Annotated in this window: 7 protein-coding genes, 2 tRNA genes, 2 pseudogenes and 1 riboswitch; of the genes and pseudogenes, 1 reads left to right on the forward strand and 10 read right to left on the reverse strand. The window is 50.6% G+C overall.

Annotated elements, in window-relative coordinates; genetic code table 11:
- From FD23_RS10585 to leuS, 5 genes and pseudogenes are all read right to left on the reverse strand, one after another.
- Positions 1-293, reverse strand: a pseudogene (locus FD23_RS10585) (thiamine pyrophosphate-binding protein); the annotation flags it as partial.
- A gap of 65 nt (positions 294-358) precedes the next feature.
- Complete coding sequence (locus FD23_RS06175; RefSeq protein WP_025896089.1) at positions 359-1,519, reverse strand: hypothetical protein; 1,161 nt, start codon at positions 1,517-1,519, stop codon at positions 359-361.
- A gap of 160 nt (positions 1,520-1,679) precedes the next feature.
- Positions 1,680-3,921 (reverse strand): annotated as a pseudogene (ppsA, locus tag FD23_RS06180) (phosphoenolpyruvate synthase).
- A gap of 450 nt (positions 3,922-4,371) precedes the next feature.
- Positions 4,372-5,991: a putative polysaccharide biosynthesis protein gene (locus tag FD23_RS06185; protein WP_025896090.1), complete on the reverse strand. Its 1,620-nt coding sequence runs from the start codon at positions 5,989-5,991 to the stop codon at positions 4,372-4,374.
- A 94-nt stretch (positions 5,992-6,085) separates the two neighbouring features.
- Entirely contained in the window at positions 6,086-8,500 is a 2,415-nt protein-coding gene (gene leuS / locus FD23_RS06190; protein WP_025896091.1) for a leucine--tRNA ligase, read from the reverse strand.
- 296 nt (positions 8,501-8,796) lie between these two features.
- Here leuS and FD23_RS06195 point away from each other — a divergent pair, with 296 nt between their 5' ends.
- A complete protein-coding gene (locus FD23_RS06195; protein ID WP_025896092.1) occupies positions 8,797-9,456 on the forward strand; it encodes a phosphatase PAP2 family protein in 660 nt (219 codons plus the stop codon).
- 54 nt (positions 9,457-9,510) lie between these two features.
- Here FD23_RS06195 and FD23_RS06200 read toward each other — a convergent pair whose 3' ends face one another.
- The 5 genes from FD23_RS06200 to FD23_RS10590 all read right to left on the reverse strand — a co-directional run.
- Positions 9,511-10,959 carry an MDR family MFS transporter gene (locus tag FD23_RS06200; protein ID WP_025896094.1) on the reverse strand — a complete coding sequence of 483 codons (1,449 nt, stop codon included), beginning with the start codon at positions 10,957-10,959 and terminating at the stop codon, positions 9,511-9,513.
- A 62-nt stretch (positions 10,960-11,021) separates the two neighbouring features.
- Entirely contained in the window at positions 11,022-12,218 is a 1,197-nt protein-coding gene (gene metK, locus FD23_RS06205; RefSeq protein WP_052933723.1) for a methionine adenosyltransferase, read from the reverse strand.
- A riboswitch (SMK box riboswitch) is annotated at positions 12,216-12,303 on the reverse strand. It overlaps the preceding gene by 3 nt.
- Before the next feature lie 65 nt (positions 12,304-12,368).
- Positions 12,369-12,441: transfer RNA gene (locus FD23_RS06210), tRNA-Val, on the reverse strand.
- Between the two features lie 3 nt (positions 12,442-12,444).
- A tRNA-Glu gene (locus FD23_RS06215) sits at positions 12,445-12,516 on the reverse strand.
- Positions 12,495-12,699: hypothetical protein (locus FD23_RS10590; RefSeq protein WP_236743899.1), on the reverse strand; the 205-nt coding region annotated here is incomplete at its 5' end. The genes FD23_RS10590 and FD23_RS06215, both read right to left, overlap by 22 nt.

Raw genomic sequence — 12,699 nt, forward strand, 5'->3', positions numbered from 1 at the left:
TCGTAAGCTTGACGGATAGCAGTGTCCATCAAAACTGGCAAAGCTTCCTTGGTCTTGGCTTGGTGGACCCAAACGGCAACGTCACGGAACCATGGCGTTTCGTCAAAGGCTTGGAAGAAGTTGATGTCTTGACGAGGAGTTGGAACATTGGCTACCAGGGCAACCATTGGGGTCTTGTCGTACTTAGCGTCGTACAAGCCGTTCATCAAGTGGATGGCACTAGGGCCAGCTGAACCCATGCAGACACCAAGCTTGCCGGTCAGCTTGTATTCTGCTGAGGCAGCCAAGGCACCGGGAATATTAGGCAAAGTTTTATTAATGAAAGCATGCAAAAAGCGGATCGTCAGATCCGCCTTTTTTAAACTTCTTCAAATTCGATGATGATCTTGGTTGAGATGTAGGCTGGTGAAAATTCACCCCGGTTGTACTTCTCGACCTTCATGAAGCCGTCCTTGGATGAAAAGACGTATTCAGCCAGTTCTTCCAGGCTGGCAAACTGGTCAGTGTAGAAAGTCCCCTTTTCCGTAACCAGCTTCATCTTGCCGGCAAAAAGTTCCCGCCGCTTAGAGTAATTGTTGATCCGGTTCTGGTTTTGGTAGCTGTTTCTCTGGTTGTTTCTGCGCTTGCCGTAATCGCCCCGGCCCCACTTGTCGTCGTTAGTGCGCTTTCTAACAACAAATTGCTGGTCATTGGCCGGCTCATGGCTCTTTTCGGCTTTTTCCGCTGGCTTTGCTTCTTCCTTGACTTCTGACCCGCGGCCTGGCTTGTCAGCCTCCTCAGCCTTGTTTTCGGCTTCCTCGCTGTCATCAAAGGCAAAAGGCAATTCAACTTGCGGGTGTTCAGCCAACTTTTCCGTTGCCGGGCGCGGCGCCTTCTTGATAAAGCGCGGGCCAGCTGGCTTATCTTCTTCTTTGACTTCTTCTGCAGCAGACTTTTCTTCTACTACTTCTTCTTTGACTTCTTCCTCTGCAGTAGTCACTTCTTTGTTTTCATCCTCTACTTGGCTTGCTTGTTCTTGCTTTTCTTCCGTCTTTGCTGCTTCTACAACTTCTGCAGCTTCTGCTTTGCCTTCAACTTCGGTAGTCTTTTCTTCTGCTTGCGTGGTCTTTTCTTCTGCCTTTGCTTCTTCTGCTCCGAAGTGGTCATTGATGTACTGGATGGCGCTCGGACCCCAGTATTTCTTGTTGTGGTTCTTTTTATCAACAAAGTCTGGCTTCAAGTCCTTGTGTTCCCGCAAAAAAATCCGCAGCTTCTTCTTGCCCAGGCCAGTAGTTTCCGCCAGGGCATTGATGTCCAGCAGGCCATTGTCGGTTGCCGGCGAAGCTGCCGACTTGGGCAGGACCTTGCCCAGTTCTTGGAAAATCTGCCCCACCGCTCGCTCATCATAAAATTTATTGCCGCTGGGATCAGTCAAGGTCGGTTTGAACTTGAACTTCATGTTGATCAGGTAGTAGACCTGCTGCTGGGAAATCTGTGCCAATTTTGCGATTTGATCCATTGAGTAGTATTGTTGTGCCATTTATCTGCTTTCCTCTTAACTTAAAGTGCTGCTTTTTACTAAAAAATGATGATAATTCATTTTTAATTTTACGTCAAATTGGAATAAAATGCTTGATTTTTGCAATTATTCAACAAAAAAGCCGCTCCTTTCGGAGCGACTTATGGTCAAATCAATCTAATTACCATTCGTAGTCTTCAGTATCCTGCATCCCCAGACCAGTAGCCTTGTCCAGCAGAATTCTTTGTTCAAAGTGTGCTACGTTGAGCTTGGTTTCCTTAACCATGTCCGGGTTTACGGAAACATAGTCAATCCCGCTCTTAACCAGGAATTCAGTGAAGTCTGGGTATTCTGAAGGTGCCTGCCCGCAGATAGATACGGTCTTGCCATCCTTGTGGGCGGTCTTGATCAAGTGGCGGATTGCCCGCTTAACAGCCAGGTTGCGTTCGTCGTAGAGGGCGGAAACGGCATCGTTGTTCCGGTCAGTCCCCATGATCAGCATGGTCAAGTCGTTTGACCCGATTGAGTAGCCGTCAACGTACTTGTTGAACTTGTCAGCCAAAATGATGTTGGATGGAATTTCCGCCATCATGAAGACCTTGAAGTCGCGGCTGCGCTCAAGCCCTTCATCAGCCATGATCTTGGTTACCTTTTCTGCTTCTTCAACAGTTCTGCAGAATGGGATCATGACATTCAGGTTCTTCAAGCCGAATTCGTTTCTAACCTTCTTGACTGCTTCCAGTTCCAGCTTGAAGGCTTCGATGTACTTCGGGTCGTAGTAGCGGCTTGCCCCGCGCCAGCCAAGCAGGTCAGCTGGTTCATGCGGTTCGTACTTGAGCCAGTTCGTTGACAACCCGTTCTGGGTGGCCGGTTTCGATCAAATAAAGCGGGTGCTGGTGGATGTAAGTGGTCCAGAGGAATTCTTCCCGCATCAAACCGATACCATCAGCTGGCAAAGTTGAGTACTTTTCAGCCAGGTCCGGGTCACCCAGGTTCATCATGACTCTGGTTGCCGTTGGCGGGAAGTATTCAGCTGCAGCCATTGGGGCAGTCTCAGCCTTCTTTGGCTTAACGACTTCGTCAGCCACCCCTTGGTAGACAACCCCGTTCTTTGCGTCAACCGTTACTTCCTGGCCGGTCTTCAGCAATCTGGTTGCAAAGGTCCCCCGGCTGGCAGTACCAACGATACATGGGATCTGCATTTCCCGGGAAACGATAGCGGCGTGGCAGGTCATCCCACCGTTGTTGGTAACAATAGCGGCCACCTTCTTCATGGCTGGGACCCAGTCTGGTGAAGTCATCAAGGTAACCAGGATTTCGCCTTCCTTGAAGTCACCGATGTCCTTCGGGTCGTCAATTACGTGCACGATACCTGAAGCTACACCAGGGCTGGCTGGCAGACCCTTGACCAAAACCTTGTTGGAGCTTGGAGCCTTAGCGTCAGTTGCTTCCTTGGCGCCGCCCTCCTTCTTTCTTTGTGACCAAACAGTTTCTGGCCGGGCTTGAACGAGCCAGAGCTTGTCGTCTTGGTCTCTGGACCATTCCATGTCCATGTAGCAGCCATAGTGCTTTTCAATTTGTTTAGCGTAGCCGGCAAGTTCAATAACTTCTTCATCAGTCAAACATGAACTCTTGGCCATGTCTTCTGGGACGTCTCTTTGTTCAACCCCGCCGCCTGGCAGACGGATCAATTCAATGTTCTTGTTGTTGATGGTCTTGCTAACGATCTGCATGCTTTCCTTGTCAACTTCGAAGTTGTCCGGGGTAACCGTCCCTTGGACGATGTATTCACCCAAGCCCCATGAACCTTCGATCATAACCTTGGTATCATCACCGTTGGCAACGTTGACCGTGAACATAACCCCGGCTGACTTGGAGAAGGCCATCATTTGGACAGCGGCTGACAGAGCCACCTTCTCTTGCGGGAACTTCTGCTTGATCCGGTAGTAGGTTGCCCGGTCAGTAAACAGGGAAGCGTAGCAGTCTTGGACCTTGCGGATAACGTCCTTGCGGCCTCTAACGTTAAGGTAAGTGTCTTGTTCCCCGGCGAATGAAGCGTCTGGCAGGTCTTCAGCCGTAGCACTTGAACGTACGGCAACGTATGGTTCGTTTTGTCCGGTCATCTTGGCCAGTTCGTCATATGAGTTGCCGATGTCTTCGGCTAAGTCTTCCGACATTGGTGCCTCGCGCATGATCTTTCTGATCTGGCTGCAGACCCGGTGCAGTTCTTCTGAGTCTTCCGGGTCCTTCAAAGTTGCCAGCAAGGCATTTACCTTCTCGTTCAAGCCATTGACTTCCATGAAGTGCCGGTAGCCGTGTGCGGTCGTTGCGAAACCATAAGGCACTGGCACGTCAGTACCTGAAGTCAATTCACCCAATGATGCTGATTTGCCCCCAACCAAGGCCACGTCAGCGCGGCGCAGTTGGTTAAACCAAAGAACGTATGCATTTTTGCGTTCTTATTCAGTCAATTCCTTCTTGTCGTTAATTTCCATTGTTTTCACCTAATATCACTCGGCTTGTAAGCCTTTTCACTATTGATTATTGTCCTTTTGTGATAAAATGTCAACATTTTCTTACAAGCTTTTTTGGAGGGATTTGCTGTAACCGTTTCCTTTGTTAAAATAACAGCATTTTAAAAAGTATTTTTTGTTAAAAGTCCGGCAACTATTGAATTATTTTTATTCACAAGCTAAAAAATACTTTTATCAAAAAACTGCTTCGTCCCTTACCGTACCTAGGCTTTTTGCAATTTTTTCGCAAGATTTTCTCCATGAATAAACGTTTTGGACAAAAATGAAAAAGGAAAAATACCCAAAAGAGGCGCAAAAAAAGATCCTCCAAATGGAGGATCCTTAACTGGTTCTATTCTATTATCTGAACTTTTGCATGATCCGGGTCACCCGGCTGCCCAAAATGTTTTCAGCCAGGCCGGTCTTAAGACTCAAGACCCCGTAAACAAGCACGCCGACAGCTACCGCCAAGCCGCTGAGTAGCATGGCTGACAAGCGCCGGTAAGGGCTGAGGAAGAGGCCGCCCAGCTTAACGGCAGCAAAGACCGCCGCGAACATCACTATGGAGAAGCTGGCAATCCCGATAAAGCGCCGCATGATCCGGTCAGCCCGCCAGCGGTATTTCACGCTAAGGTGCTTGAGGGACATGGCGATGACCGCCAAAATGCCAAGGTTGGTCGCCAAAAGCGGACCATAGACCTTGAAAAGGCGGATCATCGGATACTGGACGATCGCTTTGATGACCAAACCAAAGATCAAGTAGCGGATGGCATACATGTTCTCGTCCAGACCCTGCAAGATAGCCATGAGGACCGTAAACATCCCCAAGCTGATGGCCGTAAAGGAGGACAGGTACAAGACATGGGCCCCCAGCCGGTCATAGCCGTAGAAAATGGTGTACAAGGGGTCTGAGATCGCGGCCATCCCCAGCGAAGCCGGCAATAAAACGAACAAGAAAAGTTCCAAGGTATTGCCGATCTGCCGGGAAATATCCCGGTAGTCCCTTCTGGCGTGGGCCCCTGACAAGAGCGGAATAGCCGTAACCGCCATGGCCGTTGACAGGGAGACCACGATCATGATCAGCTTGTTGGCGTTCAAACCGAACAAGGCATACCAGATTTCGATCGCGTCATAAGGCACGTGCATGAAGCTGGCGATCATCGGGTGGAAGGTATACTGGTCCACCAGCTGAAAGATGTTGATCCCGGAGTCAATGATGATGAAGGGGATCGACTGCTGGATGATTTCAAAGAGCAGGCTGTTGGTTGAAACCTGCACCTGGTTGTTGGACTGGGCAATCAAAGGATCAACCGTCCGCTTCTGCCTAAGATAAAAAATTACCAGCAGGCCAATACCGAACACGGCCCCGATCGCGGCGGCCAGGTTGGACTGGGTTACCGCGTCAACATAGTTGCCGTGCTGGACCCGCATGATCACATAAGCCGTCAAAAGCATCCAGATCACCCGGGCCAGCTGTTCCACGAACTGGGACATGGCACTGGGCATCATGTCGTTGAAGCCCTGGAAATAGCCCCGCAGGATGCTCAAGATCGGAATGATCAAAACGGCCAAAGCCAGGCTCCGGATCACCGGTACTTCCTGGGGGTTAAAGCCAGTCAGCGGCAATGCCAAAAAGTACATGCAGGCCGCTGAGATAATCCCGAAGACCCCCATTAAGGCCAGGCCGTGCCTGAAGAGCTTGCGGCCGACCCCGTACTCATTCAGGGCATTGTACTTGGCGATCTGCTTGGCGATCGCCCCTGGAATGCCCGCGGTGGAGATGATAATGAACAGGCTATAGATGTTGTAGCTCTTCGCCGTCAGAGAGTTGGCCAAGTTGCCATACCTTCCCATCCAGGCATACCAAGGGATGATATAGATCGCCCCGAGAATCCGCGACAGGATCGAGCCGATAGTCATCCAGGCCGAGCCCTTTAACAACTGGGCCTGGGAGTTGGTCTGTGATTTGTTCTTTGCCATAAAACTTCCCTAATCTTTATACTTCAACCTACTATCATATTCCTGATCCAGTTTGAAATATACTATAAATTGATTTTTTAGGAAAATTTTAGATTTATTTGGCAACAATGTTCACGATCTTGTTTGGCACGACAATGACCTTCTTGATCTCCTTGCCTTCCAAAAATTCCTTTACGTGCGGCAGAGCGGTTGCGGCAGCTTGGGCTTCTTCTCTGCTTGCGTCCTTGGCGATTTGGAAGTTGCCCCGCTTCTTGCCGTTGACCGTAACCGCCATTTCAACCGTGCTTTCAACCAGCTTGCTTGCGTCGTAAGTTGGCCAGCCAGCAAACTGCACGCTTTCGTCGTGGCCGAAGACATGCCAGATTTCTTCCATCATGTGCGGAGCAACCGGAGCCATCAGCTTCACGAAGCCTTCAGCGTATTCCCGCGGAATCTTGTCGACCTTTTGGCAGGCGTTCATGAAGACCATCATTTGGGAAATAGCCGTGTTGAAGCGCAGTTCTTCAAAGTGTTCCGTAACAGTCTTGACCGTTTCATTGTAGATCTTGTCCAGCTTGCCGTCGTTTTTGTCAGTGATCTTTTCAGATGGGATCGGATCCAGGTCTAAGTCATTGACAAAAGTCCGCCATACCCGGTCAAGGAACTTCTTAACACCGGAAGGACCGTTGTCATCCCAGTCAATAGACGCGTTCAAAGGCCCCATGAACATTTCGTAAGTCCGCAGGCTGTCGGCACCGTATTCGTCAATGACGTCGTCTGGGTTAACCACGTTGCCCCGGGACTTGGACATCTTTTCATGGTTCTTCAAGATCAAGCCCTGGTTGTAGAGCTTTTGGAACGGTTCCTTGGTTGGAACGACGCCCAAGTCGTAAAGAACCTTGTGCCAGAATCTAGCGTAAAGCAGGTGCAGGGTCGCGTGTTCTGCCCCGCCGATGTAAAGGTCAACTGGCATCCACTTCTTCAAGAGCTCCGGGTCAGCCAGGGCCTTGTCGTTGTGCGGGTCAATGTAGCGCAGGAAGTACCAGCTTGAACCAGCCCATTGCGGCATGGTGTTGGTTTCCCGCTTGCCCTTCCGGCCGTTTTCGTCAACAACGTTGACCCAGTCAGTCAAGTTGGCCAGCGGGCTTTCCGGAGTGCCGGACGGCTTGATGTTGCTTTCCTTAGGCAGGCGCAGCGGCAGTTCGTCTTCTGGCACCAAAGTGGTTTCCCCGTCTTCCCAGTGGATGACCGGGATTGGTTCACCCCAGTAGCGCTGACGGGAGAAGTTCCAGTCCCGCATCTTGTAGTTGACCTTCTTTTCGCCGACGCCCTTTTCAGTCAGCCAGTCAACCATCTTGGCCTTGGCTTCTTCATTGTGCAGGCCGTTCAAAAAGTCTGAGTTGACGTGGACCCCGTCACCGACAAAGGCTTCCTTGCTGATGTCGCCGCCTTCAACGACTTCCTTGATTGGCAGGCCGAACTTAGTGGCAAAAGCGTAGTCTCTTTCGTCATGGGCTGGAACGGCCATAACTGCCCCGGTCCCGTAAGTTGCCAAAACGTAGTCAGAAATCCAGACTGGCACTTCTTCCCCGTTAACCGGGTTGATAGCGTAAGCACCAGTGAAGACCCCGGTCTTGTCCTTGTTTAAGTCAGTTCTTTCCAGGTCAGACTTGGATTCAATGGACTTGATGTAGGCGTCAACGGCTTCCTTTTGCTCTGGACTGGTGATTTCCTTAACCAGTTCGTTTTCCGGGGCCAAAACCGTGTATGAGCAGCCAAAGAGGGTGTCCGGCCGGGTAGTGAAGACGGCAAAGCTCTTGTCTGAGTCCTTGATCTTGAAGGTTACCTGGGCCCCAACTGAGCGTCCGATCCAGTTTCTTTGCATTTCCTTGATCGGTTCTGGCCAGTCCAAGTCGTCCAGGTCGTCCAGCAAACGGTCAGCATAAGCAGTGATCTTCAGCATCCATTGCCGCATCTTGCGCCGGTAAACCGGGTAGCCGCCCCGTTCAGTCTTGCCGTCGATAACTTCTTCGTTAGCGACAACCGTGCCCAGGTCTGGTGACCAGTTAACCGGTACTTCAGCTTCATAGGCCAGGCCCATCTTGTACATTTGTTCAAAAATCCACTGGGTCCACTTGTAGTAGTTCGGGTCAGTAGTCTTGATTTCCCGGTCCCAGTCATAGGAGAAGCCCAAAGCTTGCAGCTGCTTCTTGAAGTGGGCAATGTTTTTGTCGGTGAAAGTTGCCGGGTCGTTACCAGTTTGCAGGGCGTATTGTTCTGCCGGCAGACCGAAGGCATCCCAGCCCATTGGGTGCAAAACATTGTAGCCTTGGGCCCGCTTCATTCTGGCCATGATGTCAGTAGCGGTGTAGCCTTCCGGGTGACCAACGTGCAGGCCCTTGCCAGATGGATAAGGGAACATGTCAAGAACGTAGTACTTTGGCTTTTCCGGGTCAGTCCCGGTCTTAAAAGTCTTGTTTTCCAGCCAGTACTTTTGCCACTTCTTTTCGACAACTTTATGGTTGTACATCTGATAAATCCTTTCCTAAAAACAAAAAATGCCCTATGTTCAAACATAGGACGAATTGTTTCGCGGTACCACCTAAGTTCCACGCTTTCGTGTGACACTCAAATGTTTCTTAAAGCGAAACAACACTTTGGCATTGTCCGGGTGAGTTCAAAATTCCTCTTTCAAGCCTCGCAGCCACCGGCTCTTCTCTGAAGAAAGAAAAATTTCTACTAGTCCCTGCCCTTTATTATTTTCTCGATAACGATTATACTTTACCACATGGCTAAAATTTTTCAAGGGAGAAAAATTAAAAACAATTGAATATGAAAAGAAATAAAGTTAATTATCAGCCGCTTTTAATTTTTTGCGGTGCCTTCAGCCTCTTTTTCGCTTTTTGGGTTTACCTGATTGCCAGCAAGAATCCCTTTATCAAGACTTTTGATACGGTAGTCTACAATGCAATCAGAAACAACAATCCGGTAGAAAGGCAACTGGCCTTTTACTGGACCCAGCTGGGCAATACCTTGACGATCACAGTCTTTACCGTAGTCCTGGTTCTTTTCCTGGTCTACCAGCGAAACTATATCCACGCAGTTTTTGCCAGCTTAACCATGATCGCGGCAAACGCCTGCAACTCAATTATCAAAAATATCATCCAGCGCCAGAGGCCCCGGATGGACAAGGCGGTTCAAGCCGATGGCTTCTCCTTCCCGTCCGGCCACTCGGTCGGTTCCATGACCCTGGCCCTGACCTTGATCGCCTTGCTCGTCGTCTTAGTGAAAAAGAAGCCAGTCAAGACCTGGTTGATCGTCTTCTGCGTCTTCTTCACCCTGTCGATTGGCTTTACCAGAATGTACCTGCACGTCCACTGGCCAAGCGACGTCTTAGGGGGCTGGTGCGAGAGCCTGGCCTTCAGTTCATTGGCTAGCTGGCTCTTTTTCAAGACCTTGGACAAAAAGAATAAACTAAATCCTTAATAAAAAATCTGCTCACATGCCGTGAGCAGATTTTTGTTTGCGTTCATATTTTAACTAATCCTGCTTTTGCCGGTAGATATGGTTGAAGACCAAGGACAAAAGCAAGGCAATCAGAGAAACGATGTAGATCCCCCGCATGGATGAATGCAGGATCTCCCGCAGAGGGGCCAAAACGGCCGGATCCAGGCTTTTAGCCTGGACTGGGGAGACAATCTTGTTCATCATCTCGCTGGTCAAGGAAGGCTGCTTTTTGAGCCCACTGGCCACGACCACGTTGAAGGTCATCCCGTAGAAGACCATCATGACAGTTTGACCCAAGTACTTCATCAGAGTGTTAAAGGAAGTTGCCACCCCTACCTGGCTCTTGTCAACCACCATCTGGGCCCGGATCTGGCTGGCCGTGGCAATACTGCCGAAGCCGATCCCGTTGAAGACGGCGATCAGGCAGAAGACCCAAAATGGCGTGTAGGTCGGAATCAGGATGAAGGCCAGGTCTGCCCCAATTAAGAGCAAAAGTGACGCGTCAAAGTACTTCTGCGTCCCCCACCGGCCCATAAGGTCACCGGCTAAAAAGGACCCGCAGACCCACAAAAGGGAGCTTGGCGTAATGGCGAAACCGGCGATTGAAGCACTGACCCCGTTGATCCCCTGCAGCCAGGTCGGGATGTAGAATTCAAAGCCGATCACGACCCCGGAAACCAAGAGCTGCAAGATGTTGACCGCCAAAAATTCCTTGTCTTTTAAGATGCTAAAAGGAATAATCGGGTCAGCGGCTGTTTTTTCCACCTTGGTAAAGGCCCAGAGGCTGACCAGCATAATTGCTGCTAAAAGCAGCAGAGTCCAGTTAAATCCTTTTTCCAGCCCCTGCAAAAGCAGCATTAGGGATAAAAGGAAGATAACCAGGCTAAAGCTGCCCTTGAGGTCAATCCGTAATTTATTTTTAGCAAAATCTTCATGCAGGTAAAAGGCAACCAGCAAAAAGGCGAGCAAGCCGATCGGCACATTGATCATAAAGACCCAGTGCCAGGACAGCTTTTGGACGATAAAACCGCCCAAAAGCGGGGCGATAACCGAAGCCAGGCCCCAGAAGCCCGAAGTCAGGCCCAGCATTTTAGCCCGCTTGTCAATATCATACATGTCCGCTAAAACCGTCACCCCGGCTGTCTGGATAGCCCCTGAACCAAGCCCCTGCAAGACCCGGAAGGTGATCAATTCCACCATCGAGTGCGAGAAGCCGCAGAGGGCTGACCCGATCACGAAGAGTCCAATGCCAAATAAAAAAACTGGCTTGCGTCCTACGCTATCAGCCAGTTTCCCATAAATCGGCGTTGAGACTGCCGTCATCAGCAGAAAGACAGACACCACCCAGCTCATGATTGCCAGCCCGTCCAAATCGGCGATAATGGTTGGCATCGCGGTCGACACAATCGTGCCTTCGATCGCGGACATAAAAGTGGTGATAAAGACAGCGAGCGTGACCATTTTCACGTTTGTTTTCTTCATTCTTTTCTCCAACGAAATTTATGTTACGTTAATGTCTTACGTGCATTCAATTGTAAAAAATATTACTTGCGGCCATTAACAAAAGCCTGGAGGGCTTCCGCCTTGTCGGTCTTTTCCCAAGGCAGGTCGACGTCAGTGCGGCCAAAGTGGCCATATGCAGCCGTCTGCTTGTAGATTGGCCGGCGCAGGTCCAGCATCTTGATGATCCCGGCTGGGCGCAAGTCAAAATTGGCCCGGACAGCTTCAGTCAAAAGCTGGTCGCTCACCTTGCCGGTCCCGGCAGTATCAATCATGATGGAAACCGGGTGGGCCACCCCGATGGCGTAGGCCAGCTGGACTTCACAGCGGTCAGCCAGGCCAGCGGCGACAATGTTCTTAGCCACGTAGCGGGCAGCGTATGAGGCGCTTCGGTCGACCTTGGTGGCGTCCTTGCCGCTGAAGGCACCGCCGCCGTGGCGGGCATAGCCGCCGTAAGTATCGACGATGATCTTGCGGCCAGTCAGACCGGCGTCCCCCTTCGGCCCCCCGATAACGAAGCGGCCGGACGGGTTAATCAGGTACTTGGTCTCGTCATCCAAGAACTTGTCTGGAATGACTTCCTTGATCACGTCGTGGACCATGGCCACCCGGATCTCTTCATTAGTCACGTCAGGGCTGGTTTGGGTCGAAATAACGATCGTGTCCACCCGCTTAGGCTTGCCGGTGTCATCGTATTCCACCGTGACCTGGGCCTTGGCATCTGGCCGCAGCCAGGGGAAGGTCCCCTCTTTTCTCAGCTGGGCCACTTTGCGCATCAAGCGGTGGGCCAGGGAAATCGGCAAAGGCATCAGTTCCGGCGTTTCGTTGATGGCGAAACCAAACATGAGCCCCTGGTCACCAGCCCCGATCTGGTCGAGTTCATCGCTGTCGTCTTCTCCCCGGACTTCCAGGGCTTCATCAACCCCGCCGGCGATGTCAGGCGACTGCTTGTCCAACGCTACTAAAACGGCGCAGTTGTCGGCGTCAAAGCCCAGGTCTGGGTCATTGTAGCCGATCTCGCGGATCGTCTTGCGCGCGACCTGCTGGTAGTCAACATTAGCCGTAGTCGAGATTTCCCCAAAGAGCAAGACCAAACCTGTGGTTACAGAAGTCTCACAGGCCACGTGGGCTTGCGGATCCTGGGCGAGTACCGCGTCCAGAATGGCATCGGAGATCTGGTCAGCGACCTTGTCCGGGTGTCCTTCTGAAACTGATTCTGACGTAAATAAGTGCTTTTCCATCTATGTGTGTCCCCCTATAGACTAGCTACACGGTTACAAGGCATCTTCACCAATTTGGTGAATCCTATCAGGACTTGTAACAAATAACATTTTAACCATGTTCAGTTTTTTGTAAAAAAAAAGGTTACCGTCCGGTAACCTTCTGAACAATGGAGGATACAGGGCTCGAACCTGTGACCCTCTGCTTGTAAGGCAGATGCTCTCCCAGCTGAGCTAATCCTCCATATGACCCGTACGGGATTTGAACCCATGTTACCGCCGTGAAAGGGCGGTGTCTTAACCACTTGACCAACGGGCCTTTTCATAAGCACGTTTACTAGTATACAGCAATTCCCGGTCAATGCAAGCTTTTTTCGGGAAAAAGTTTTCAGAAAAAATAGAAAAGATTAAAGAATAGACAAAAGAGGAGAGAAATAAAAATCGAAAAGAAAAACCACGACTTGGTCGTGGTTTGCTTATAGCGGCGGGGGGGGGCGAACCC

It is taken from the genome of Lactobacillus delbrueckii subsp. delbrueckii DSM 20074 = JCM 1012, assembly GCF_001433875.1.
Classification (GTDB): domain Bacteria; phylum Bacillota; class Bacilli; order Lactobacillales; family Lactobacillaceae; genus Lactobacillus; species Lactobacillus delbrueckii.